The sequence below is a fragment of the Streptomyces hypolithicus genome (assembly GCF_052934925.1).
In genome coordinates this window covers 3,365,052-3,389,128 of the sequence record NZ_CM128811.1, presented here as the reverse complement: position 1 = coordinate 3,389,128, position 24,077 = coordinate 3,365,052, and the positions used below count along the sequence as shown (strand labels likewise).

Genomic DNA, 24,077 nt, shown 5'->3' with positions numbered 1-24,077 from the left:
GACGGGACAGGCGGGCGGGACGGGCGGGCGGGCGGGACGGGCGGGCGGGCGGGACAGCCGGGCGGGCGTACGGGACAGGCGGGCGTGACCGTACGCACGTTTGGGGGGCGGGGCGACGGGCTAGGTTTCGGCACATGGTCTCCGCGCATGCTGCACAGGTTGCTGCCCAGGTTCTCGTCGCTTCCAATCGCGGCCCCGTCTCGTACACGCTCGGGAAGGACGGGTCGCTCGACGCCAAGCGCGGCGGGGGCGGGCTGGTCTCCGGCCTGTCGGCGATCGGGCAGGACGCCGATTCGCTGTGGGTGTGCTCCGCGCTGGGGGAGGGCGACCGGGAGGCGGTACGGCGCGGGGTGGGTGAGCCGGGCGTACGGATGCTGGACATCGACGCGGCCACGCACGCCGACGCGTACAACGGCATCGCGAACTCCGTGCTTTGGTTCGTCCACCACCTGCTCTACCAGACGCCGCTGGAGCCCGCCTTCGGCACGGAGTTCCGGCGCCAGTGGGCGGCGTACGAGTCGTACAACCGCGCCTTCGCGCAGGCCCTGGCGGCGGAGGCGGCGCCGGGGGCGGCGGTGCTGGTGCAGGACTACCACCTGTGCCTGGTGCCCGGCATGCTGCGCGAGCTCCGCCCCGACCTGCGGATCGGGCACTTCTCGCACACGCCGTGGGCGCCCGTCGACTACTTCCGGCTGCTGCCAAACGACATCGCCCGGCAGCTGCTGCGCGGGCTGCTCGGCGCGGACCGGGTGGCGTTCCTGACCCGGCGCTGGGCGGACGCGTTCGAGGCGTGCGCGACAGATGTGCTGGGCGCGGACGCCCTGGACGGGACGGCGGTGGGGGTGCACGGGCTCGGCGCCGACGCGGACTTCCTGCGGGAGCGGGCGCACCGGGCGGACGTGGAGGAGTGGCTGGGGCGGCTGCGGGAGCGCGTCGGGGCGGACCGGAAGACGATCGTGCGGGTGGACAGGACGGAGCTGTCCAAGAACATCGTGCGCGGGCTGCTCGCGTACCGGCAGTTGCTCGCGGAGCGGCCCGAGTGGGTCGGGCGGGTCGTGCACATCGCGTTCGCGTATCCGTCGCGGCAGGATCTGGCGGTGTACCGCGACTACACGGAGTCGGTACGGCGCCTCGCCCAGGAGATCAACGCGGAGTACGGGACGGACGGCTGGCAGCCGGTGCTGCTGGAGGTGGACGACGACTTCGCGCGGTCGCTGGCGGCGTATCGGATGGCGGACGTGGCGCTGGTCAATCCCATCCGGGACGGCATGAACCTCGTGGCGAAGGAGGTACCGGTCGTCTCCGACGAGGGGTGCGCGCTGGTGCTGTCGCGCGAGGCGGGGGCGTACGAGGAGCTGGGCGCCGACGCGCTCGTGGTGAACCCGTACGACGTGACGGCCACGGCGGCGGCGTTGCACGCGGGGCTCGTGATGGAGCGGGGGGAGCGGGCGGAGCGCACGAAGCGGCTGGCTGCGGCGGCGACGGCGCTGCCGCCGGCGGCGTGGTTCCTGGAGCAGTTGGACGCGCTGCGCGAGGCGTAGGGGCGGGCCCTGCTGGGGGGTGTTCCCCTTCCCGCCGCTTCCCGCTGCTTCCCGCTGCTTCCCGCTGCTTCCCGCTGTGGGATCGTGCGGCTCCGGCGCGCGGGGCGCCACCCCGGACCCCCGGCCGCCCTTCGGGCGTTGCCCTCAAACGCCGGACGGGCTGGATATCGCCGCCTGCGGCGGCGGTCAGGCCCGTCCGGCGCTCGCGGACAGGGCGGTGAGCAGGGCCACCACTCCCGAGGGGCCGTCCACCACCAGGTCCGCGCGCTCCGCGAGGGCCCGTACCTCCGTGCCACTGCTGACCAGGAGCCCCCGTACTCCCTCCGTCCGCAGCTTCTCCACAGCCGAGAACGCGGCGAGGTCTCCCAGGTCGTCCCCCGCGTACAACACGACGCTCGCGCCCGTTTCGCGTACGTACTCCGTCAGTGCCACGCCCTTGTCCATGCCAGGCGGGCGCAACTCCAGGACCAGGCGGCCCGGTTCGACCATCAGGCCGTGGCGGGCGGCGAGTTCCGCGAGCGGGCCGCGCAGCGACTCGAACGCCGTTACCGGATCGGCCGCCCGGCGCGTGTGCACGGCGACGGCCTGACCCTTCTCCTCTATCCAGGAGCCGCGCCACGCCCCGATGCCCTCCAGGAAGCCTGGCAGTTCGGCGCGGACCGCCTGTACGCCGGGGTGCGCGGCGGGGGCGCGGACCGTGCCGGTGGCGGCGTCCCAGCGCTCGGAGCCGTAGTGGCCGAGGACGACGAGCTGTTCGAGGCCGGGGACCGAGGCGAAGCCCCCGTAGCGGACGGCGACGGCCGCCGGGCGGCCCGTGACCACGGCCACCGAGCCGACGTACGGCGCCAGCGCCGCCAGCGCCGGTACCGCGCCGGGGTGGGCGCGGGCCTGTTCCGGGTCGGGGACGATGTCGGCGAGCGTGCCGTCGAAGTCGAGGGCGACCACGGCCTGTTCGGGCGCGGCCAGCAGCGCGGCGAGGCCGTCGCGGCCGGCGGGGGTCGCGGGTGTGAAGTCGGTCGGCAGGGGGTGCGGTTGGCTGCCCATGCGCCCGACCCTACCGGCGTACGCCCGAGTGCACACGGCCGTCGCTCAGCGGCGTTCGCGCCGGGCGTCGCGCACCCGGCGCAGCCGGTTGACCGTGACCGGGTCGTGGGCCAGGGCGCGCGGGTCGTCGAGGACGGCGTTCAGGAGCTGGTAGAAGCGCGTCGGCGAGACCCCGAGCTGCTCCCGGATCGCCCGCTCCTTGGCCCCCGGCGCCGGCCAGGACCGGCGCTCGACGGCGAGCACGGCCCGGACGATGCGGTCCCGCTCGGAGGGCTGCGGGAGAGGGGCGTCGTCGGGGGCTGGGGCGTCGTCGGAGGCTTCGGACATGGCGCCAGTCTAGGACTCCGGGGCGTCGGGACCCTGGGCCGTCGGGACCCCGGGCGGGCGGGCCCCTACTCGGCGTTCTCCTCTACCGCGCCTCGCGCCTGATCGCGCCGAGCGTACCGGCCGGGTCGCCGCCCGGGCCGACCGCCGCGCCTATCTGCTTCTTGATCTTCTCGCTGACGCTCGCCCACGTCTTTGGGGGCCTTGAGACCGAGACCGACCGTCGGACCGTCTGAGGAGAACAGCGGAGCAGGCGGCTGCTGGCCCCGAAGGGTCCGCAACACTTCGCCCACCGCTCGCCCGCCGCTGTCCCGGGCCCCTCGCCCGACACTCCCACCGAAGTGGACTAGACCTTTCTCGGGTCCACGCGCGAGACTGTCCTCGTGAGACACGTCATCGCCCTCGATGTGGGCGGCACCGGAATGAAGGCCGCGCTCGTCGGCGCGGACGGCGCACTGCTGTACGAGGCACGCCGGGCCACCGGCCGGGAGCGGGGGCCGGAGGCCGTCGTCGCGTCGATCACCGCCTTCGCCGCCGAGCTGCGCGCGTACGGCGAGAAGACGTACGGGCAGAGCGCCTCCGCCGCCGGAGTGGCCGTGCCCGGCATCGTCGACGCCAAGAACGGCATCGCCGTGTACGCCGCCAACCTCGGCTGGCGGGACGTACCGCTGCGCGCGATGCTCAGCCGGACGCTGGACAGCGTGCCCGTCGCCCTCGGCCACGACGTGCGCACCGGCGGCCTCGCCGAGGGGCGCGTCGGGGCGGGCCGGGGCACCGACCGGTTCCTGTTCGTACCGCTGGGCACCGGGATCGCGGGCGCCATCGGCATCAACGGCGCCATCGAGGCAGGGGCCCACGGCTACGCCGGCGAGATCGGCCACATCGTCGTACGTCCCGGCGGACCCGTGTGCGGGTGCGGCCAGCGGGGGTGCCTGGAGCGCCTCGCCTCCGCCTCCGCCGTGTCCGCCGCCTGGGCGGCCGCCTCCGGGGACCCGGACGCCGACGCCGCCGACTGCGCGAAGGCCGTCGCGTCCGGCGACCCTCGGGCCGAGAAGGTGTGGCAGGAGGCGGTCGACGCGCTCGCCGACGGCCTGCTCACCGCGCTCACCCTGCTGGACCCGCGCACGCTGATCATCGGTGGCGGACTCGCGGAGGCCGGGGAAACCTTGTTCACACCACTGCGCGCGGCCGTCGCGGAACGCGTCACGTTCCAGAAGCTGCCCCGCATCGTTCCCGCGGCCCTCGGGGACACCGCCGGATGCCTGGGGGCGGGCCTGCTCGCCTGGGACCTGCTCGACACGGAATCCACAGAAGCCACGGAGGTATCCGCCTGATGGCCGGACGCGCTGCAACCAAGGTTCTCTCCGGCGCCCGGGTGGTGCTGCCCACCGGGACCGTCGACGGCGGCCGGGTCATCGTCGTGGGCGGCCGCATCGCCGGCGCCGCCCCGGCGGACGCCCCCGCCCTGGACCTGTCCGGCCACTGGATCGTGCCCGGCTTCGTCGACATGCACGTGCACGGCGGCGGCGGCGCGTCGTTCACCTCCGGCACCGCCGAGGACGTGCTCCGCGGCGTACGGACGCACCGCGAGCACGGCACGACGACCATCGCCGCCTCCATGGTGACCGGCGAGATGGACACCCTGGCCCGGCAGGCCGCGCTGCTCGCCGAGCTGGTCCAGCAGGGCGACCTGGCCGGCATCCACTTCGAGGGCCCGTTCATCTCGCCGTGCCGCAAGGGCGCGCACAGCGAGGACCTGCTGCGCGACCCCGACCCGGCCGAGGTGCGCAAGCTGGTCGACGCCGCGCACGGCACGGCGAAGATGTTCACCCTCGCGACGGAGCTGCCCGGCGGCATCGAGTCGGTGCGGCTGCTCGCCGAGCACGGCGTGATCGCCGCGATCGGCCACACGGACGCGACGTACGAGCAAACCGTCCAGGCCATCGACGCGGGCGCCACCGTCGCGACGCACCTCTACAACGCGATGCCCGGCCTCGGCCACCGCACGCCGGGGCCGATCGCCGCACTCCTGGAGGACGAGCGGATCACGGTCGAGCTGATCAACGACGGCACGCACCTGCACCCGGCCGCGCTGGAGCTGGCTTACCACCGGGCGGGCTCGGAGCGGGTCGCGTTCATCACGGACGCCATGGACGCGGCGGGCTTCGGCGACGGCACGTACCACCTCGGCCCGCTGAAGGTCGACGTGCGCGGTGGCGTCGCGCGGCTCGCTGAGGGCGGCTCGATCGCCGGCTCCACGCTCACCCTGGACACCGCGTTCAAGCGCGCCGTGACCGTCGACGACATCCCGGTCGACGACGTCGTACGGTCCATCTCCGCCAACCCGGCGCGGCTGCTCGGCGTCGACGACCGGGTCGGCTCGCTGGAACCGGGCAAGGACGCGGACCTGGTGGTGCTGGACGCGGACTTCACGCTCAAGGGCGTGATGCGCAAGGGTGACTGGGTGATTGAGCCCAAGTAACCACAACTGGGTGGATTTAATCATCAGTTGATATCAAAGCGACATACGGCGGTTGGTCCGGAGCCCTGGGCCAACCGCTTTCTTTTTGGCATGATCGCCCCCGACAGACACCGACAGTGAGGAATCTCGACGGGGGTGCGGGACGAGTGATCCTGACCGTCACGCTGAACACCGCCCTCGACATCACCCACCGCGTCCCGGCCCTGACCCCGCACGCCTCGCACCGGGTGACCCACGTCGCCGAACGCCCCGGCGGCAAGGGCCTCAACGTGGCCCGCGTGCTCGCCGCCCTCGGCCACGACAGCGTCGTGACGGGGTTCGCCGGCGGCCCCTGCGGCGCCGTACTGCGCGACCTGCTCGCGCCGCTGGCCCCCGTCGACGCGCTCGTCCCCGTCGCCGGCCGGACCCGCCGCACGATCGCCGTCGTCGACGACTCCACCGGCGACACCACCCAGCTCAACGAGCCGGGCCCCGCCGTCACCGCCGACGAGTGGGCCGCCCTCCTGACCGCGTACGCCCGCCTCCTGCCCGGCGCCCGGGCGGTGGCCCTGTGCGGCAGCCTGCCACCGGGTGTCCCGGTCGGCGCGTACGCCGAACTGATCCGCCGGGCCCGCGCCGCCGGCGTCCCCGCGCTCCTGGACACCAGCGGCGAACCGCTGAGTCGGGGCCTCGCCGCCGGCCCCGACCTGATCAAGCCCAACGCGGAGGAACTCGCCCAGCTCACCGGCACCGACCTCACCGGCACGGGCCTCAGGGGCGCCGACCTCACCCGCACCGACCTCACCCGCACCCGCGACCCGCTGCGCGCCGTCCACGACGCCCGGCGCCGGGGCGCACACGCCGTGGTCGCCTCGCTCGGCGCGGACGGCCTGGTCGCCGCCGCCCCCGAGGGCCAGTGGCGGGCCGTGCCGCCCGCCCGGGTGAGGGGCAACCCGACGGGCGCGGGGGACTCGGCGGTGGCGGGGCTGCTGTCGGGGCTGGTCGAGGGACTGCCCTGGCCTCAGCGTCTCGCGCGGGCAGTGGCGCTGTCGACGGCGACCGTACTGGCCCCGGCGGCCGGGGAGTTCGACACCCGCACGTACGAAGACCTGCTGCCCCGGATCGAAGTCACCGCGCACGCGAGAGCGGCGTAACCGTCCGACCGCCCATCACCAGGGGATCACATGCCACTCGTCACCACCGGCGAACTAGTCACCGCCGCAAGGGAGTCCGGCCACGCGGTGGCCGCCTTCAACGTCATCACCCTGGAACACGCGGAGGCGATCGCGGCCGGCGCGGAGCGGGCGGGCGCGGGCCACGATGACGTACCGGCCATCCTCCAGATCTCCGAGAACGCCGTGAAGTTCCACGGCGGCGACCTCACCGCGCTGGCGGCCGCGGTTACAGCGGTGGCCCGCGCCTCGGCCGCTCCCCTCTCCCTCCACCTCGACCACGTCGAGTCCGTCGACCTGCTGCGGGCGGCGCACCCGGCGGGCTTCAGCTCGGTGATGTTCGACGCGTCGAAGATGACGTACGGCGACAACGTGAAGGCCACGGCGGACGCCGTCCGTTGGGGCCACGAGCGCGGCATCTGGATCGAGGCGGAGCTCGGCAAGGTCGGCGGCAAGGAAGGCGAGCCCCCGCTCGACGCCCACGCCCCCGGCGTCCGCACGGACCCCGCCGAGGCGGAGGGCTACGTCGCCGACACCGGCGTCGACGCGCTCGCCGTGGCCGTCGGCTCCTCGCACGCGATGACGGACCGCACGGCGGCCCTGGACCACGAACTGATCGGCGCGCTGCGCGACTCGGTCCCGGTGCCGCTGGTGCTGCACGGCTCCTCGGGCGTCCCGGACGAGGAGATCCGCCGGGCGGTGGCGGCCGGCATGGTCAAGATCAACGTGGGCACGGCCCTGAACACGGCCTTCACCGGCGCGGTCCGCACCTACCTGGCCGCGCACCCGACGACGGTCGACCCCCGGAAGTACCTCGTCCCGGCTCGCGAGGCGATGACCGGGACGGTGGCACACTTCCTGGGGCTCATGCACCCGTGACCCACGGCTACTCGATGTGGCCGGACTTGAGGTCGAGCCGGTCGAGGTTGGCCTCGCACTGGTCGCCCTCGCCGCAGGAGATCACGATACTGTTCTCGCCCTTCGTGAGGTTGACGAAGGCATAGGTGTTCGTCCAGCCCTTGTCCCAGGCGCCTTCCTCGGCGTTGGCGAAGTTCTTCATGTTGAGCCCGCCGCCGTGCGGCTTGCCGTTGACGATCAGCGAGGTCTTGGCGTCCTTGCCGGGCACGCCGTAGTCGATGGACAGCGTGTACGGGCCCGCCGCGGGCACCTTCACCGTCCACGTCGCCGTGGCCCCTGGCTGGTTCATCGGGACGTACGCCCCGCTCGACGACTTGGCGCCGGCAATCGTCTTGTCCGTCGTGAACCCGGAGAGCTGGAGCGTCGCCGCGTCCTGCTTGGGGAGCTTCAGCGGCTCCTGCGGCTTCTCCTTCTCCGGGTCCTCGCTCTGCTCGACCTTGTCGGCCCCGGAGGAAGCGTCGGCGGAGGGGCCGGGCTCGTTGCCCTTCGCCTCGCCCTTGTCGCCGCCGCCGAGCAGGGCGATGCCGATGCCGATGACCACGACCGCGACCACCGCGACCGCGCCGGTCAGCAGCGCCTTGGTGTTCGGGCCGCCGCCGCGGCGGCCGCCGATGCCCTCGGACGGGCTCAGGCGGGCGGGGGCGCCGCCGGGCTGGGTCTCGTGGGCGGCGTAGTGCGCGTTGGGGCGGCTGTACTGCTGCTGCGGGGGCACCTGGGCGTACTGCTGCTGCCCGTACGCCTGCTGCTGCCCGTACTGCCGCTCGCCGACCGTCCGCACCTGGTTGTACGACGTCCTCGGCACCCCCGGCTGCGCGGCCTGACCCGGGTAGCCGTAGCCACCGCCCGAGCCGGGCGGGACAGCGCCTGCCGCCCGTCCGTCCTCGTAGAGGTAGCCGAACGGATCGTCGTCCTCAGGCGTGCTCGTGCCGTTGTTCGCGGCAGTCATCCGGGTCACTCCTCACCATGTTCGCCAGCGTCGCCGACCCGGCGAGCCTACCCCGTACGGGCAACCCGAAGGTTTGACGTGGACCACAGTGCGGTAAGGGCGACCGTCAGCCGGCGCGCCGGTGAACCTTTGCGCGGGAGCGTTTCTCGATGTACATCCGCTGGTCAGCGGATTGCAACACTTCGTCGGCCGACATCCCGCAGCTCGCCCAGCCGATGCCGAAGCTCGCTCCGACCCGGACCGCCCGGCCATCGACACGAATGGGCGGAATGATGGCGTTCCTCAAGCGTACGGCCAGGTCGGCGGCGTCCACGTCGGCCAGACCGTCGGCGAGAACGACGAATTCGTCACCCCCGAGGCGGGCGACCGTGTCACCGTCGCGCACGCACGTCGTCAGCCGGCGGGCGACCTCGATGAGAACGGCGTCACCCGTGTGGTGCCCGAACCGGTCATTGATCGACTTGAAACCGTCCAGGTCGCAGAAGAGCACCGCGAGCCCCTTCGAGCCGTCGTCGGGCCCGCCGGCGGCCGACGTGGGCGCGACCATGTGGACGTGGTGGTCGAGGGAGCCCGCGTCGGTGTGCGGGTTGTAGTCGAAGCCGTGCTCGGGCACGGCCGTCCCCGGGGCGGCCCGTTCGCCGTACGCCGCGTCCAGCGCCTCCACCGCCGAGGCCCGCGCCGAGTACGGGCGGCGGCACAGCCGGGAGGCGAGTCGGGTGCGCAGCTCCGCGCTGTTGGGCAGGCCGGTGAGCGAGTCGTGCGAGGCGCGGTGGGCCAAGTGCAGCTCGTGGCGCTTGCGCTCCTCGATGTCCTCGACGTGGGTGAGCAGGAAGCGCGGCCCGTCGGTGGTGTCGGCGACCACGGAGTTGCGCAGCGACACCCAGACGTAACTCCCGTCCCGGCGCGCCAGGCGCAGCTCGGCCCGGCCGCCCTCGGCGGACGTCCGCAGCAGGGTCCCGATGTCCTCGGGGTGGACGAGGTCGGCGAAGGAGTGGCGGCGCATCGCGGAGGCGGGCCGGCCGAGCAGCCGGCACAGGGCGTCGTTGGTGCGCAGCAGCCGGCCGTGCTGGTCGCCGCCCATCTCGGCGATGGCCATGCCGCTGGGGGCGTACTCGAAGGCCTGCCGGAAGGATTCCTCGCTGGCCCGCAGGGCCTGCTGCTCGCGCTCCAGACGGACCAGGGCACGCTGCATGTTCGCGCGCAGCCGGGCGTTGCTGATCGCAATGGCGGCCTGGGACGCGTACATCTGGAGGGCCTCCTGGCCCCACGCGCCGGGGTGCCTGCCGCCGCGGGGCCGGTCGACGGAGATGACGCCGAGGAGTTCCTGGCCGCCGCCGGACGCGTACATCGGGGCGTAGAGCCGGTCGCGGGGGTGCCACTCGTCGGCGAAGCGGGGCTCGGGGCCGTCGGTGTGCCACTGCGGGACGTCGTCCTCGATGAGGACCCAGCCCTCGGTGTGCGGGATGAAGTGCAGGTCGCCCCAGGCCTCGCCCATGGCGAGGCGGCGCTCCCAGGAGGCGCGCGAGCCGACGCGGCCGGTGATCAGGGCCTCCGCGGCGGCGTTGCCCGCGAAGGCGGCGACGACCAGGTCGCCGTCGGGCTGGACGAGGTTGACGCAGGCCAGCTCGTACCCGAGGCCCCCGACGACTCCGTCGGCGACGGCCTGCAGGGTGTCGGCCAGGCTGGTGGCGCGGTTGAGGTCAGCGACCACCTTGTGCAGTTGCCGCAGCGTCGCCAGGCGGACGTACGGTTCGGACTCCGCCTCCATTGTTCGCTCTCCCCGAGACCTCGACAGCAACTCCAGGGTTTCTCATCGCCGCTATGTGCCGCACTGTGCTGCACTATCACGCCACTGAATCACAGCGAGCTGTCCACCCGGTACACAGGGTCAGCAATAACTCGACTCTGTGACTCAAGTCACGCTATGCCATGTCCGGTGCCGGACGGCCCACCGGGGCGTGTTGGAGCGCTCCGCAGTTTTCCGGAACGCAAATCGGCCGGGCCATACGCGGGTCCTAGGACCGGCCTGGTCCCAGCGCCCGATGCGGGAACGGCGGGGCCGGGCATACGGTTCCCGGTGTGTTCCAGACGACCTCACCCCAGAGCGCACCCCAGCCCTCATCCCAGCCCTCACCCGAGAGCCCAGCCAGGACCGCCGGCTCGATCCCCCATCCTGAGGGGGTGAGCAACGACGAGTTCCGCGCCGCCATGTCCCGCTTCAGCGCCGGCGTGACCCTCGTGACGGCACACGATCCGGACAGCGGGGCGCGCGGCGAGGATGTCGGGATGACAGCGACGGCCTTCATGTCGGTGTCGCTGGACCCGCCCCTGGTGATGGTGAGCGTCCGCAACGGCTCCCGCATGGACGATCTGCTGGCCGAGCAGCCCATGTGGGCGGTCTCGCTGCTGTCGGAGAACCAGCGCCACATCGCGGGCCGGTTCGCGATGAAGGGCCGCCTCAGCGACCGGCTGCTCTTCGCGGACGTACCCCACACCCATGGCGCGGTGTCCGGGGCGCCGCTGGTCGGCGGGGCGCTGGCGGTGGTGGAGTGCAGGACCGAGCAGCGGGTGGAGGCCGGGGACCACACGCTGGTGATCGGCCGGGTGCTCGACGTCGGCCTGCCGGGCGAGGACGACGGCCCGCTGACGTACTTCAAGGGCCGCTACCGCCACCTGGGGTAGGGGCGGGGCCAGGGGGGTGTCCGACGGGGCGAAGCTTGCCGGGAGGGGGCACTAGTCCCAGCTGCCGCCGCTGCGCCCGCGCTTGGTCTCTCCGCGGGCCTTCTTGTTGCGCAGGCGGCGCTCGTTGATGCCGCGGGGGATCTTGCGGGCCTTGCGCGGCTTGGGCGGCGGGGCGGTCGCCTCGGCGAGCAGCGCGGCCATGCGAACGAGGGCGGTTTCGCGGTTGCGCCACTGGGAGCGGTGCTCGGAGGAGCGTACGGAAACGACCCCGCCCACCAGCCGGGACGCGAGCCGCTCCAGGGCGCGGTCCTTCCAGACCGGCGGCAGGGCCTCGGTCTTCGCCAGGTCGAAGCGGAGCTCGACCTGGGAGTCGCTGGTGTTGACGTGCTGGCCGCCGGGCCCGGACGACCGGGAGAAACGCCACATGAGCTCCGCCTCCGGGAGGGAGACGGAGCCGCGGATGACATGGGGTCCGGACATGTGTCCCATGATCCCGCCTGCCGGGGCATCACGTCACCCTCTTTTCCACGGGTTTCGCGCCGCTTTCCACGGCTTTCCGGGGCTTTCCACGGCCTTCCGCAGGCATCCCACCCGGACCGGGAACCCTGCGGCGCGCTGTTCGCGTTATGACCAGTGACGGTAGCTTCGGAGCCGACATGTGCTGCGAAGCCCTCACGACTTCAAGGAAGAGGACATCCCGATGGCTGTAAGTCTCTCCAAGGGCGGCAACGTCTCGCTCACCAAGGAAGCCCCGGGCCTGACCGCCGTCACGGTCGGCCTCGGCTGGGACGTCCGTACGACCACCGGTACCGACTTCGACCTCGACGCGTCCGCGATCGCGGTCAACCCGACCGGCAAGGTCTACTCCGACGGCCACTTCGTCTTCTTCAACAACAAGGCGACGCCGGACCAGACCATCGTGCACACCGGTGACAACCGCAGTGGCGAGGGCGCGGGCGACGACGAGGCGATCAACGTCAACCTCGCGGCCCTGCCGGCCGACGTGGACAAGATCGTCTTCCCGGTCTCGATCTACGACGCCGAGACCCGCACCCAGAACTTCGGCCAGGTGCGGAACGCTTACATCCGCATCGTCAACCAGGCCGGCGGCACGGAGATCGCGCGTTACGACCTGAGCGAGGACGCCGCCACCGAGACCGCCATGGTCTTCGGCGAGCTGTACCGCAGCGGCGCGGAGTGGAAGTTCCGCGCGGTGGGCCAGGGGTACGCGTCGGGCCTGACCGGCATCGCCCAGGACTTCGGCGTCGGCATCTGACCAGGGCCGTGGCCAGGGAGCGCGCCGAGCGCCTGCTCGACCGCGTCGGCCTCGCCGACGGCATGACGGTCTGACGCCCGCCCGAAGCGTGTGCGGCGGGACCCACCAGGCAGAGGCAGGCCGGGGTCCCGCCGCGCGTTGCGGGCAGGCGCGTACCGGCGGGGCCAACCCGCCCCGGGCTCAACCCGCCCCGGCCGGGCGCCCCTTGCCGTACAGCCAGGTCTCCCACAGGCCGCTCAGGTCCTTCCCGGACTCCTCCTCGACATACGCCGTGAAGTCGTCCGTGGACGCGTTGCCGTGCCGGTGCGTGGCCGGCCAGCCGCGCAGGAGGGCCCGGAAGGTGTCTTCGCCCACCGCCTCCCGGATCTTGTGGATCACCATCGCGCCGCGCCCGTAGACCGGCGGCGCCGAGATGTCTGCGGCGGTCGGCGGATCGGTGGGCGGGAAAGCCCAGTTAGCCTGGTCGGCGTAGGCTTGGGCGAAACTCGACTCCGCGGGTATGTCTTCGAACTCCTCGTCCCACAGCCATTCGGCGTACGTCGCGAAACCCTCGTTCAGCCACATGTCCCGCCACGACTTCGGCGTCACCGAGTCGCCGAACCACTGATGGGCCAGCTCGTGCACGACGAGCCCCGTGTCGGGCACGCCCGGGTAGACCGGCTTCGTCTGGGTCTCCAGGGCGTACCCGGCGTCGTCGGCCCGCTCGACGATCGAGCCGGTGGAGGAGAACGGATACGGGCCGAAGGTCTCGACGGCCCACTCCATGATGCGCGGGACCCGAGCCAGCACCTTCCTGCTGTCGTCGGCCACGGTCGGGTCCACAGCCGTGAAGACGGGTATGCCGGACCCGGTGCGCGATGTCTTCGTCTCGAACTCGCCGATGGCCACGGTCGCCAGGTAGCTCGCCATCGGTTCGCCGCTCCGCCAGGCGAAGGCGGTACGGCCGTCCCGGGTGCGCTCACTCTGCAACTCGCCGTTGGAGATCGCCTTCAGGCCCGCCGGCACGGTGACCGTGACGTCGTACGACGCCTTGTCACTCGGGTGGTGGTTCCCGGGGAACCACGCCATCGCCCCGGTCGGCTGGCCCAGGGCGAGGGCGCCGTCCTCCGTCCGCAGCCAGCCCTCCCGGGAGCCGTCGGCGTCGGCGATGGCTGCCGGGTCGCCGGAGTAGCGGACGACGGTCGTGAACTTCTCGCCGTCCGCCACGTCGGTGGCCGGGTGCAGCATCAGTTCGCTGCCCGCCCGGTCGACGGAGGCCCTGGCGCCGTCGACGGTCACGTCCCGGACGTCGAGGCCGCGGAGGTCGAGGTTGAAGGAGCTGAGGTCCTGGGTGGCGCGGGCGGTGATCTCGGCGGTGGCCGTGAGGCGGCCCGTGCCGGGGGTGTAGTCGAGGGTCAGGGCGTAGTGCTGTACGTCGTAGCCGCCGTTGCCGAGGCGGGGGAAGTACGGATCGCGTACGCCGGGCGCTCCCGGTGTGCCGGCGCCGCCGACACCGCCCAGGGCGGTGCAGGAGGTGAGCGTGAGCAGGGAGGCGGCCGCTGCGGCGGGGACCGATCGGCGTACGCGAGTCCATTGATCCACAGCTGCGATTTTATCCGCGGAAAGCGCCGCGCACCTGTTCGAGGAGCTCGACGCGGCCGCTGACCTGCGCTTTCACTGCCCGCTGCGGGCCACGAGGGCCCCCAGCAAGCCATGGCGGACCGCCTTCGCGTGCAGCGGCCCTCCCCGGGGCAGGCCGCGCGGCCCGGACACCGGCCTCGTCCCCGCGGAATGCGGCGCCGAGCAGCCTGCGGTCGGCCTCCGGTCGGCGGTCGGCAGGGAGCGGGTTCATGGGAGGCCCTCCCTCGTCCGGACCGTCGCCGCTTGCTAATTTCCCAGCACCGCGACGCCCACCTGCGCGAACTTCTCGTCGAGGTCGCCGCTCGGCGCGCCCGCCACCCCGATGCCCGCCACCGGGGCGCCCTTGACCTGGACCGGGGCGCCGCCCGCGAGGAAGAGCGTGCCGGGAATGTCCTTGAGGTTCGGTGCCTGGGCGAGGCGCTTGGCCAGCTCGGAGGTGGGCGCGTTCCAGGAGACGGCGGTGTACGCCTTCTTCTCGGCCGACTCGTAGGACTGCGGGCCGGCGCCGTCGCCGCGCAGCGTGACGATGGTGTTGCCGTTGCGGTCGACCACGGCGACGGTGACGCGCTGGTTCTCGTTCTCGGCCGCGTCCAGGGTGGCCTCGGCGGCCTTGGTGGCGGCGGCGATCGTCAGGTGCGTGGACTGCTGCAGGTTCTTGTTCGCGGCGTCGGCCTTGACGGTGGCGGCCGGTGCGGAGGCGGGCTCGGTGGCGTTGGCGGACATGGCCCCGAAGGTCCCGGCGCCGAGGGCGGCAGCGGCGGCGACGCATCCGGTCAGGACACGAGTGCGCAGCGAAAGCTTCTTCATGGTGGGACTCCTGGTGTGTGGCTGCCGGGGTGGGAGCGGGCCGGTCGGACCCTGTTCGGCTCTGGTATCGATCCTGGGGCCGCTCCCGGGCCCGTACGGTCGGCGTTCCGGCTGCGTACGGCGCGCGGGACGGCTGACCCGCCCGTCAGCCGATCGGTTGATGCGGGCCTGGTCCCACCGGGTCACCATGGGGTCACAGGCAACAGAGATAGGCAGGCGCAGGCGCGAACAGGTCATCAGCGCCGAACGGAAGCGGTCGAAGAGTGCGGCAGGAGCAGGGCCCCGGGGAACGGCGCGACCCGCACGGTGACCAGCTGGACGGGCGGCACGGCGTCCAGCAGGACCCGGACGCGCGCTGGCTCGCCCCCGTCATGCACACCGCGTTCTTCCTGCTGCTCGGCGCCTCACTCGCCCGGTTCCTGCTGCGCCACCCCGGCGAGGTCCGCACCCCGTGGATCATCGTGCTGAGCATCGCGCTCGCGCTGCTGTACGTCCTCGGCCCCACCGCACCCGGCGCCGACGGCCGCCGCCTCGCGCCCCGGCGGCTGGTCTGGCTGGGCGCCGTCGTGGCCGTGTGGGTGGTACTGGTTGTGCTGGCACCCAGCTTCGCGTGGTGCGCGGTACCGCTCTTCTACACCGGGCTGCGTACGCTCCCGGGGCGCGCGGCGCTTGTCCTCGTCGGCCTGCTCACGGTGTTCGTGGTCGTCGCGCAGCTTCAGCTCTCGGACGGCGGCTTCGACCCGAACCTGGTGCTGGCGCCGCCCGCGGTGGCGGCGGTGGCGACCGCCGTGTTCGTCCACATGCAGCGCCAGGCGGTGCGCCAGCGGTCCCTGATCGGGGACCTCATCCGTACCCGCCGCGAACTGGCAGCCACCGAGCGCCGCGAGGGCACCCTCGCCGAACGCCAGCGGCTGTCGATGGAGATCCACGACACCCTGGCGCAGGGCCTGTCCAGCCAGCAGATGCTGCTCCAGGCCGCCGACCGGCAGTGGGACACGGACCCCGCGACGGCGCGGCGCCATGTGCGTACCGCCGAGTCCATCGCGGAACGCAACCTCGCCGAGGCACGCCGCTTCGTCCACGACCTGGCACCTGCCGACCTCGCGGAGGGCGGCAGCCTGGAGGAGGCACTGCGGATGCTCGCCGCCCGCGAGTCGGCGGCGTTCCGGGTGGACGGGGCGCCCGCCGCCGGGCTGCCCGACCGGGTGCAGTCGGCTCTGCTGCGCATCGCGCAGGGTGCGCTGGCGAACGTGCGCGAACACGCGCACGCTCAGGCCACGGTGGTGACGCTGACGTACCTCGGCGACCAGGTGGTCCTGGACGTGGCCGACGACGGGGCGGGGTTCACAGCCACGGCCACCACGTCCGACGGCGTACGCGGCCACGGCCTGCCCGCGATGCGCGCCCGGCTGCGCCAGCTCGGCGGCACCCTGACCATCGAGTCGTCACCGGGCGAGGGCACCGTGCTCTCGGCCGCGATCCCCCTGGAGCACGCAGCGTGAACGCGCCCGGCACGAATCCGGTACCGGTAAGGATCCTGCTCTGCGACGACCACGCGGTCGTGCGCGCCGGGCTGCTCGCCCTGCTCGGCAGCGAAGGGGACATCGAGGTCGTAGGGGAGGCGGGCAGCGGCGAGGAGGCCGTGGCGATAGCCGCCAAGCTGACGCCGGACGTGGTGCTGATGGACCTCCAGCTGGGCACCGGCATCGACGGAGTGGAGGCCACCCGCCGCATCGCGCCGACCGGCGTCCACGTCCTGGTCCTGACGACGTACGACACGGACGCCGACATCACCCGCGCCATCGAGGCCGGCGCCACCGGCTACCTGCTGAAGGCCGAGCGCCCGGAGGAACTCTTCACGGCGATCCGCTCGGCCGCGCAGGGGCGTACGACACTGTCCCCGCCGGTCGCGAGCCGCGTCATGGACCGCATGCGCGGCGCGGCCCGCCCGACGCTCACCGAACGCGAGAGGGACATCCTGGGCCAGCTCGCGCACGGCCTGGGCAACCGGGAGATCGCCCGCGCGCTGTTCATCAGCGAGGCCACGGTCAAGACCCACCTGGGCCGCATCTACGCCAAGCTCGGCGTGGACACCCGCTCGGGCGCGGTCGCGGTGGCCAAGGAGCAGCGGCTGCTGCCCTGACGCAAGGGAGGGCGGGGTCGGAACTCGCCGGCGTCGAGGTCGAATCCGAGGGGCTCGGGGGTTCGGGGGTTCGGGGGCTGGGGGGCCTCGGGGGCGCGGTCAGCCATATTGTGCAGTGACGTTTCCGCAGGCCAGAGGCGGGTGACGCGGAGCCGTCCGGTGGACGTGACACCATCGACCACGTGCTCGACATCGGCTACTCCCTCTCCCGCCGCTTCCCGGACCCCCCGCAGACCGACTACCGGCGGGCCGGTGTCCGCGACCTGCGGCACGACCTCTTCTGCGGAGACGTGTACCTGGCCGACACCAAAGCGGACCGTGAGGTGTCCACAGCCTGGGGATGGGTGCCCGTGCTCGACTTCGCGTGGGCGCTGTGCGACATCGTCGAGCTGCTCGACCAGGACCCGCGCGGCAGCCGCTCCGCCAAGCCGCAGTTCGCCGAACTGGACTTCACCGAGTCGACGGACCGGATGCTCTTCGAGCGCCGATTCGGCTGGGTCGACATCGCGGCCGACTGGATGCCGGTCGAGGAGGACCCGATCACCTTCGGCCACCGGCTGCTGCGCCGGGAGGCCCGCGACTTCCTGCACGACCTGATCGCGGACCTCACCGACATGCACGACGGCCTCGCCGACAACCCGGCGATCTGGGACCTCCAGGCCCGCTTCCCCCGCCTGCCTTCCTGAGGCTGAGCGACCCGGGCGAAGAACCCCCTACTCCCCCGCGCTCGCCACCCGCACCCCCATCTGCGCCGCGAACGCCGGTGCGAGCGCGAGCAGTTGGGACGGGCTGATGACCGAGCCCGTCAGCCGGTCCACGCCCCGCGCGATGTCCAGCTCGGCGACCGTGCGCAAGTCCACGTCGATCATGGTCACCGCGCTGAAGTCCGCCCGCCGCAGCACACAGTCGCGGAACTCCACCCGCTCCAGGCGCGCCCCGCCGAAGTCCGGCTCGACCAGCACGCACCCCTCGAAAACCACGTCCTTCAGGCGCGCCCGCCGCAGGTTCAGGTAGTCGATCTTCCCGCCGCGCACCACCACCCGCTCCAGTGACGACGCGTGCAGCTGTACGCCGCCGAGCCTGGCGTCGGTCAGCTCCACGTCCCGCAGCGACGCCTCGGCCAGGTCGGTGCCGACGCCCCGCACGCCCTCCAGCACCGAGTCCACGAAACGGGCCCTGCCCAGCCCGGTCTCGTCGAGCGCGACGCCGTACAGCCCGCAGTCCATGAAGCGGGCCCCACGCGCCCCCTGCCCGCCGAGATCCAGCTCCCGGAATTCGAGACCGTCGTAATCCCCGTCCGGCTCCAGCTCACCGGGGCCGAACGGCGCGAGCGGCGGCAGCCGCAGCTCGGGGCGCCGCACCGGACGTACGGCCGGGGACTTCTTCGCATCGCTGTTCCGTGCCATGCGTCCATGCTGGACCCCACCACTGACAATCGCCGATCCCCGGCCCCCAAGCCCGCGCGGCACCATGGACAAGGTGGTTCTCGTACCGTGAGAGCCGGGCCTCAGGCGCCGGACGGACTGGAAGGTGTGCTCAGGTGCCGGAAGGTGTGTTCAAGCGCCGGGCAGACTGGACCGGCTTCCCAGCTCCGCCAGCGCCCCTTCCGTCAGCCGGTACACCGACCACTCGTCCTGCGGCCGCGCCCCCAGCGCCCGGTAGAAGTTGATCGACGGCTCGTTCCAGTTCAGCACCGACCACTCCAGGCGCTCGTACCCCCGCTCCACACAGATCCGCGCCAGCGCGGCCAGCAGCGCCCTGCCGTGCCCGCCGCCCCGCTGCGAAGGCCGCACGTACAGGTCCTCCAGATAGATCCCGTGCACCCCCGTCCACGTCGAATAGTTCAGGAACCACAGCGCGAAGCCCACCGCCTCGCCATCCGGCGACTGGGCGATGTGCGCATACGCCGCCGGGCGCTCCCCGAACAGCGCCTCGTGCAGCTGCTCGGGCGTGGCACGCACCTCGTGGAGCGACTTCTCGTAGTCCGCGAGCTCACGGACCATCTCGTAAATGACAGGGACATCGGCAGGCGTGGCGGTACGAATCATGACCGAAGCGTCTCAGATTGGCTTGGGTTTCCTGGGTGATCCTGGTGTTGCGGGATCGCCTGGGAGACGGTCGGCCGCCCACGGCCTGCACCTGCGTCTCGGCCAGCCCGGCCGGAATGTCGATCATCCGCCGGATACCAGGCTCCCCCGTTGCGCGCCCCACCCCAGCGAGCTAGCGTCCCCGCACCACCACTGAGCGGCAGTGGGAAGCGAAACGAACGCAGGGGCATCATGAGCACCGTCAACGGCGGCATCTCCTACTGGTACGCGAACGAGGGCATACCCGCCCCACGTGAGCCCCTGCCCGGGGATGCGACGGCCGACGTCTGCATCGTCGGCGGCGGCTACACCGGCCTCTGGACGGCGTACTACCTCAAGAAGGCCGTCCCCTTCCTCAACATCACCATCCTGGAAGGAAAATTCTGCGGCTACGGCGCCTCCGGCCGCAACGGCGGCTGGCTCTACAACGGCATCGCCGGCCGCGACCGCTATGCGAAACTGCACGGCCACGACGCCGCCGTCCGCCTCCAGCAGGCGATGAACGACACCGTCACCGAGGTCATCAACACCGCCGCCGCCGAGAACATCGACGCCGACATTCATCAGGGCGGCGTACTCGAAGTCGCCTACACGCCCGCGCAGCTGACCCGCCTCAAGCACTTCCACGCCGCCGAGATCGCCTTCGGCGAGAAGGAACGCACCCTGCACGGCGCCCGCGAAACCGCCGACCGGGTCCACGTCACCGGAGCCGTCGGCTCCACCTGGACGCCGCACGGGGCCCGCCTGCACCCGGTAAAGCTCCTCAAGGGCCTGGCCACCGCCGTCGAAGCCCTCGGCGTGACCATCCACGAGTCGACCCCCGTCACCGAAATCAAACCCAAGCACGCCGTAACCCCTTACGGCACCGTCCGCGCCCCGTACATCCTGCGCTGCACCGAAGGCTTCACCGCCGGGCTCAAGGGCCAGCGGCGCTCCTGGCTCCCCATGAACTCCTCGATGATCGTCACCGACCCCATCCCCGCCTCCGTCTGGGACACCATCGGCTGGGAAGGCCGCGAAACCCTCGGCGACATGGCCCACGCCTACGTGTACGCCCAGCGCACCGCCGACGACCGCATCGCCATCGGCGGCCGAGGCGTCCCCTACCGCTACGCGTCCCGTACGGACAACGACGGCCGCACCCAGCCCGCCACGATCGAAGCGCTCCGCGAGATCCTGGTCCGCTTCTTCCCCACCACCGCGGGCATCCCCATCGCGCACGCCTGGTCCGGCGTCCTCGGCGTGCCCCGCGACTGGTGCTCCACCGTCGCCCTCGACCGCTCGACGGGCATCGGCTGGGCCGGCGGTTACGTCGGCAGCGGCGTGGCCACCACCAACCTCGCCGCCCGCACCCTGCGCGACCTGATCCAGCAGGACTCCGGCCAGGCCGGCCCCACCGACCTGACCACGCTCCCCTGGGTCAACCACAAGGTCCGCAAGTGGGAGCCGGAACCCTTCCGCTGGCTCGGCGTCCAGACCATGTACGCCGCCTACCGCACGGCGGACCGCCGCGAAGCCTTCGGCCGTACGACCGAGACGGACCCCATCGCCAGGTACGCCGACCGCATCGCGGGCCGCCACTGAGCCCCGGTTCGCAAACGGAACGCCGAACGCCCCGGACGATGACGGTCGGTGAAGCTTCCCCTTGATCGTGGACCCGCCGAGGCTGGATCGGCACCCGCTTCTGGCCCGACCGGGCCACCGCCACAACCAAGATCAGCGGGTCAGGTGAACCACCGAGGTTAAACAACAAGCTGAGAACGGCCCCTCCCGTAACACCATGTGATCAGCACTCGGCTGGGCGGTAGAACCACCGCCATCCGGCAACCGCGGGAATGGCCGAAGCGGCCCGGCGGGACGGGCAGACCCGGTACGGGTACCGGTGTCTCGCCCGGGCCGCGTGCACCGCGCCGAGTGCGCCGGTGTAGACGAGTGCGATCTCGTCCGGCTCAGGTGTGTCGAAGCGGTTGAAGAAGTCCCCCCGGCACGGAGGGGGTGACGGTCAGGGCGTTGGCGTCGGCACGCTGGTTGCGCTCGTTCAGCCGCCGCAGGAGTTCGTCCCGCTCGACTGGCAGGTAGACCAGCCGCCAGTGGCCGCCCGCGTGCTCGACGGGCTCACCTCTCGCGTGCGTCGCGCAGCCACAGGCCATGGTCGAGGACGACGTCGTGGCCTGTGGCGAGCTGCCGGCGGACGTCGTCGACGGAAAGGCGGACCATGCCGCGCGCCCGCTTACGGGCGGGCGCCAAGCGCGGGGAGGCAGACCCTCGCCATGGTGGAGGGCGGAAAAATCGCTGTAGGCCTGCTCGACCACTTCCGGGTACTCATGGGCGGCCTATGGATTCGTCGATTCGGCGGCGCGGCGGTATTTGGCGTTGATGCGCTGGGCTTCTTCGAGCTGGTCTTCGAGGATGACGATGCGGCAGGCAGCCTCGATGGGGGTGCCCTGGTCGACGAACTCCCGGGCGCGGGCGGCGATGCGCAGCTGGTAGCGGGAGTAGCGGCGGTGGCCGCCCGCGGAGCGCAGCGGGGTAATGAGGCGGGCTTCGCCGAGGGCACGGAGGAAGCCCTGGGTGGTGCCGAGCATCTCGGCGGCCCGGCCCATGGTGTAGGCGGGGTAGTCGTCGTCATCAAGACGTCCGAACGAGTCGTCTGCTGTCATTGCACCTCTCTGTGGAACGCGTGGAGGGGCCCTGGTGCCATGTGGCACCAGGGCCCCGAAGGAACTGCTACACCATCTGCCGACCCTGGTACTGCGCCGGCCTTCTGTTTCCGCAGACCCAACCTGAATGCTGTCGGGGTTGCGGGGATCGCGGTTGCTTGACCGGAGACCACCTCACTATCGATGTCCTGCGGTACCCGGACTCAGTGACTTCCGTCCGGGCGATCCTGATGGCGCTCAAGTCCTCCGTTCTTTCCCTCTGGATAAACTACTTGCCAAGCGGAACTGCGTACTGCTGGTGTTGCGTACTGCTGGTGGCCTGCCATAGCGCCACTCTTCGGCAGCCAGCCCCGTCGCCCGTCCTGCATCTGCTCTGGCTTAGAACCCCACTGCCGAACTTCCCGGCACGCGCGCCCGCAGCCGACGCCTTTACCGAGGAACCACTGAAAACCGCACTGCTGGTACTGCGGTACTACTCGCGGCGGCCCCTGATGACTGCGGGCCACCCGGTCCGGCCGTCAGTCCCGTCGCCGTCCTGCAACCGCTCTGGCTTCGGAACTCCACCACCGCACCGTCCTGCAACTGCGTGTACCACTGCCCGGCAGTTCATCTCTGCCGGGCCCTGCTCGATCTCGGCTACGAGAGAAACCATAACCACACCAGCACCCGATGTCTACTCCAGCCGACATAGATTTCCGCGTGTTCGACCGTGAGGTAGTCGGCTTCGAACGGACCAGGGGCAGAGCGGCCCCGCACCGGGCGGCCTCAGCGCTCAGGTTGGCGGCGTTACCTCGCTCTCGGCGCCGCGAGCGCCGCAGGCCACCCCGACCGGCTTCGCTCATGACCCGTCGCACGCCCCCGCCGCCGGCTCGGCGGGGCTGGCGGGGCGCATGGGCCGGGTGGACAGGACCGGGGCGTCAGGGCCGCAACCGATCGTTCCGCGATCGCCGCCGGCGCACGCGATAACACCCGAGCTTTCTGGAAGCTCGGGCCGGCCGGCCGGCCGCGCCCTTGTGCGGCGGCGCCTGCTCTGTGCGCGGCGGCAGGTCGGCCGTCGTTACGCGTGGTCGGGCCGGCCAGAGCGCTGGCCGCCGTGCCCGATGAGGGTGTCGAGTTGGGTGGCGAGGCGGGGACGGGCGGCGGTCAGGTAGGGGCCGAGGCCGTTGACGAAAGCGCAGCCCTGAATCGGAGCCAGCCGTTCCGCGCTCGCGCTCACACCACCGGTGAACTTGCCGATGCCCGGCAGCGTGGCGCCCCGCGATCGTGGCCGGGCCAGCCGACACGGCGGTAGCTCCCCGGTGCACCGATGCCCCAGGACGACGGGCCAACGGTTCCCCCTCCGGTGTCGCTCCGCCACAATCGAGAGGACCCCCCTCGTGCGACACCTCCCCTCCGGCGCTGCCCGCCAACGCCCCCGCCCCGCCCCGAAGAGCCGCTCCGGCGCAACCCGCCTCGGGCTGGCGGCTGCCACTGCGGTCATCGGCCTGTGCGCCACCCTCGTGCCCGGCGCCCAGGCCGCGGACAACGCCCAGGCCGCGGCCAATCCGTACGAGCGCGGTCCCGCACCGACCGTGTCGAGCATCGAGGCGTCGCGTGGCTCGTACGCCGTCTCGCAGGCCTCGGTTTCCTCGCTGAGCGTCACCGGCTTCGGCGGCGGCAGCATCTACTACCCCACGTCCACCGCGGACGGTACTTTCGGGGCGGTGGCCATCTCTCCCGGGTTCACCGCCACCCAGTCCACCATCGCCTGGCTCGGCCCCCGGCTGGCCTCCCAGGGCTTCGTAGTCTTCACCATCGACACCAACAGCACATTCGACCAGCCCGCGAGCCGGGGCCGCCAACTCCTCGCCGCGCTCGACTACCTGACTGGCAGCAGCTCCGTACGTACCCGGATCGACAGCACGCGGCTCGGCGTCATGGGTCACTCCATGGGTGGAGGCGGCGCCCTCGAGGCCACCAAGAGCCGTACCTCGCTGCAGGCGGCGATCCCTCTTACCGGCTGGAACACCGACAAGTCCTGGCCCGAGGTGCGCACCCCCACCCTGGTGGTGGGGGCCGACGGAGACACGGTCGCCCCCGTCTCCTCCCACTCCGAGCCCTTCTACACCTCGCTCCCCAGTTCCCTCGACAAGGCGTACCTGGAGCTCAACGGCGCCTCGCACTCCACGCCGAACACCTCGAACACGACCATCGGGAAATACAGCCTCTCCTGGCTGAAGCGGTTCATCGACGATGACACCCGCTACGAGCAGTTCCTCTGCCCGTTGCCGAGGCCGAGTACCACCATCGAGGAGTACCGCGGGAACTGCCCGCACAACTCGTAATAGCCGTCGGCGAGTTGCCCGGTGGGCGTGATGGAGGTCCATCACGCCCACCGGGCAACCGCCGTGCCCCCA

Annotated in this window: 23 protein-coding genes; 12 read left to right on the top strand and 11 right to left on the bottom strand. The window is 72.0% G+C overall.

Going from position 1 to position 24,077, the window contains the following annotated elements; genetic code table 11:
* The first annotated feature begins 134 nt into the window (after window positions 1-134).
* Window positions 135-1,541, top strand: a complete 1,407-nt coding sequence (locus ACU6WZ_RS16095) for an alpha,alpha-trehalose-phosphate synthase (UDP-forming) (RefSeq protein ID WP_447028745.1) — start codon at window positions 135-137, stop codon at window positions 1,539-1,541.
* Window positions 1,542-1,727: 186 nt separating this feature from the next.
* Here ACU6WZ_RS16095 and otsB read toward each other — a convergent pair whose 3' ends face one another.
* Together otsB and ACU6WZ_RS16085 are read right to left on the bottom strand one after the other, a co-directional pair.
* Window positions 1,728-2,585 (bottom strand): trehalose-phosphatase, encoded by an 858-nt coding sequence (otsB, locus tag ACU6WZ_RS16090; protein ID WP_447028744.1) that lies wholly within the window; start codon window positions 2,583-2,585, stop codon window positions 1,728-1,730.
* A 45-nt stretch (window positions 2,586-2,630) separates the two neighbouring features.
* Entirely contained in the window at window positions 2,631-2,912 is a 282-nt protein-coding gene (locus ACU6WZ_RS16085) for a DUF3263 domain-containing protein (RefSeq protein ID WP_447028743.1), read from the bottom strand.
* A 380-nt stretch (window positions 2,913-3,292) separates the two neighbouring features.
* On the opposite strand from ACU6WZ_RS16085, the gene ACU6WZ_RS16080 reads away from it, so the two are divergent.
* The 4 genes from ACU6WZ_RS16080 to ACU6WZ_RS16065 all read left to right on the top strand — a co-directional run bounded on the left by ACU6WZ_RS16080 (window position 3,293) and on the right by ACU6WZ_RS16065 (window position 7,421).
* A complete protein-coding gene (locus ACU6WZ_RS16080) occupies window positions 3,293-4,243 on the top strand; it encodes an ROK family protein (protein ID WP_447028742.1) in 951 nt (316 codons plus the stop codon).
* Window positions 4,243-5,391: an N-acetylglucosamine-6-phosphate deacetylase gene (nagA, locus tag ACU6WZ_RS16075; protein ID WP_447028741.1), complete on the top strand. Its 1,149-nt coding sequence runs from the start codon at window positions 4,243-4,245 to the stop codon at window positions 5,389-5,391. Before ACU6WZ_RS16080 ends, nagA begins: the two co-directional genes overlap by 1 nt.
* A 146-nt stretch (window positions 5,392-5,537) precedes the next feature.
* Window positions 5,538-6,524, top strand: a complete 987-nt coding sequence (locus tag ACU6WZ_RS16070; RefSeq protein ID WP_447034062.1) for a 1-phosphofructokinase family hexose kinase — start codon at window positions 5,538-5,540, stop codon at window positions 6,522-6,524.
* Window positions 6,525-6,554: 30 nt separating this feature from the next.
* Window positions 6,555-7,421, top strand: coding sequence for a class II fructose-bisphosphate aldolase (locus tag ACU6WZ_RS16065; protein ID WP_447028740.1), 867 nt, complete (start codon window positions 6,555-6,557; stop codon window positions 7,419-7,421).
* 7 nt (window positions 7,422-7,428) lie between these two features.
* On the opposite strand, the gene ACU6WZ_RS16060 is transcribed toward ACU6WZ_RS16065, so the two are convergent.
* Window positions 7,429-8,406: a carbohydrate-binding protein gene (locus ACU6WZ_RS16060; protein ID WP_447028739.1), complete on the bottom strand. Its 978-nt coding sequence runs from the start codon at window positions 8,404-8,406 to the stop codon at window positions 7,429-7,431.
* A gap of 106 nt (window positions 8,407-8,512) precedes the next feature.
* Window positions 8,513-10,174 (bottom strand): diguanylate cyclase CdgB, encoded by a 1,662-nt coding sequence (cdgB, locus tag ACU6WZ_RS16055; RefSeq protein WP_447028738.1) that lies wholly within the window; start codon window positions 10,172-10,174, stop codon window positions 8,513-8,515.
* Between the two features lie 395 nt (window positions 10,175-10,569).
* Between cdgB and ACU6WZ_RS16050 the strand changes: the two genes are divergently transcribed.
* Complete coding sequence (locus tag ACU6WZ_RS16050) at window positions 10,570-11,088, top strand: flavin reductase family protein (RefSeq protein WP_447034061.1); 519 nt, start codon at window positions 10,570-10,572, stop codon at window positions 11,086-11,088.
* Window positions 11,089-11,139: 51 nt separating this feature from the next.
* On the opposite strand, the gene arfB is transcribed toward ACU6WZ_RS16050, so the two are convergent.
* Window positions 11,140-11,568: an alternative ribosome rescue aminoacyl-tRNA hydrolase ArfB gene (gene arfB / locus ACU6WZ_RS16045; protein ID WP_447028737.1), complete on the bottom strand. Its 429-nt coding sequence runs from the start codon at window positions 11,566-11,568 to the stop codon at window positions 11,140-11,142.
* Between the two features lie 220 nt (window positions 11,569-11,788).
* On the opposite strand from arfB, the gene ACU6WZ_RS16040 reads away from it, so the two are divergent.
* Entirely contained in the window at window positions 11,789-12,364 is a 576-nt protein-coding gene (locus ACU6WZ_RS16040) for a TerD family protein (RefSeq protein ID WP_447028736.1), read from the top strand.
* 180 nt (window positions 12,365-12,544) lie between these two features.
* Here ACU6WZ_RS16040 and ACU6WZ_RS16035 read toward each other — a convergent pair whose 3' ends face one another.
* A complete protein-coding gene (locus ACU6WZ_RS16035) occupies window positions 12,545-13,945 on the bottom strand; it encodes a M1 family metallopeptidase (RefSeq protein ID WP_447028735.1) in 1,401 nt (466 codons plus the stop codon).
* Between the two features lie 285 nt (window positions 13,946-14,230).
* On the bottom strand, window positions 14,231-14,791 hold the full coding sequence (locus tag ACU6WZ_RS16030) for a GlcG/HbpS family heme-binding protein (protein WP_447028734.1): 561 nt from the start codon (window positions 14,789-14,791) through the stop codon (window positions 14,231-14,233).
* A 371-nt stretch (window positions 14,792-15,162) separates the two neighbouring features.
* On the opposite strand from ACU6WZ_RS16030, the gene ACU6WZ_RS16025 reads away from it, so the two are divergent.
* The 3 genes from ACU6WZ_RS16025 (at window position 15,163) to ACU6WZ_RS16015 (ending at window position 17,620) form a co-directional block, all read left to right on the top strand.
* Window positions 15,163-16,293, top strand: a complete 1,131-nt coding sequence (locus ACU6WZ_RS16025) for a sensor histidine kinase (protein WP_447034060.1) — start codon at window positions 15,163-15,165, stop codon at window positions 16,291-16,293.
* Window positions 16,290-16,934: a response regulator gene (locus tag ACU6WZ_RS16020; protein ID WP_447028733.1), complete on the top strand. Its 645-nt coding sequence runs from the start codon at window positions 16,290-16,292 to the stop codon at window positions 16,932-16,934. The genes ACU6WZ_RS16025 and ACU6WZ_RS16020 overlap by 4 nt, the downstream gene beginning before the upstream one ends.
* 182 nt (window positions 16,935-17,116) lie before the next feature.
* Window positions 17,117-17,620: a hypothetical protein gene (locus tag ACU6WZ_RS16015; protein WP_447028732.1), complete on the top strand. Its 504-nt coding sequence runs from the start codon at window positions 17,117-17,119 to the stop codon at window positions 17,618-17,620.
* Window positions 17,621-17,647: 27 nt separating this feature from the next.
* On the opposite strand, the gene ACU6WZ_RS16010 is transcribed toward ACU6WZ_RS16015, so the two are convergent.
* Both ACU6WZ_RS16010 and ACU6WZ_RS16005 read right to left on the bottom strand, forming a co-directional pair.
* Entirely contained in the window at window positions 17,648-18,340 is a 693-nt protein-coding gene (locus tag ACU6WZ_RS16010; protein WP_447028731.1) for a pentapeptide repeat-containing protein, read from the bottom strand.
* A gap of 150 nt (window positions 18,341-18,490) precedes the next feature.
* Window positions 18,491-18,982 carry a GNAT family N-acetyltransferase gene (locus tag ACU6WZ_RS16005; protein ID WP_447028730.1) on the bottom strand — a complete coding sequence of 164 codons (492 nt, stop codon included), beginning with the start codon at window positions 18,980-18,982 and terminating at the stop codon, window positions 18,491-18,493.
* Between the two features lie 231 nt (window positions 18,983-19,213).
* On the opposite strand from ACU6WZ_RS16005, the gene ACU6WZ_RS16000 reads away from it, so the two are divergent.
* Window positions 19,214-20,605, top strand: coding sequence for an NAD(P)/FAD-dependent oxidoreductase (locus ACU6WZ_RS16000; RefSeq protein ID WP_447028729.1), 1,392 nt, complete (start codon window positions 19,214-19,216; stop codon window positions 20,603-20,605).
* 749 nt (window positions 20,606-21,354) lie between these two features.
* Here ACU6WZ_RS16000 and ACU6WZ_RS15995 read toward each other — a convergent pair.
* Both ACU6WZ_RS15995 and ACU6WZ_RS15990 read right to left on the bottom strand, forming a co-directional pair.
* The gene (locus ACU6WZ_RS15995; RefSeq protein WP_447028728.1) at window positions 21,355-21,681 is read right to left on the bottom strand and encodes a MerR family transcriptional regulator; all 327 of its coding nucleotides are present in this window, start codon (window positions 21,679-21,681) and stop codon (window positions 21,355-21,357) included.
* 1,057 nt (window positions 21,682-22,738) lie between these two features.
* A complete protein-coding gene (locus ACU6WZ_RS15990) occupies window positions 22,739-22,897 on the bottom strand; it encodes a hypothetical protein (protein WP_447028727.1) in 159 nt (52 codons plus the stop codon).
* A gap of 160 nt (window positions 22,898-23,057) precedes the next feature.
* Between ACU6WZ_RS15990 and bdeA the strand changes: the two genes are divergently transcribed.
* A complete protein-coding gene (gene bdeA / locus ACU6WZ_RS15985; protein WP_447028726.1) occupies window positions 23,058-24,005 on the top strand; it encodes a bis(hydroxyethyl) terephthalate hydrolase in 948 nt (315 codons plus the stop codon).
* Window positions 24,006-24,077 lie beyond the last annotated feature (72 nt).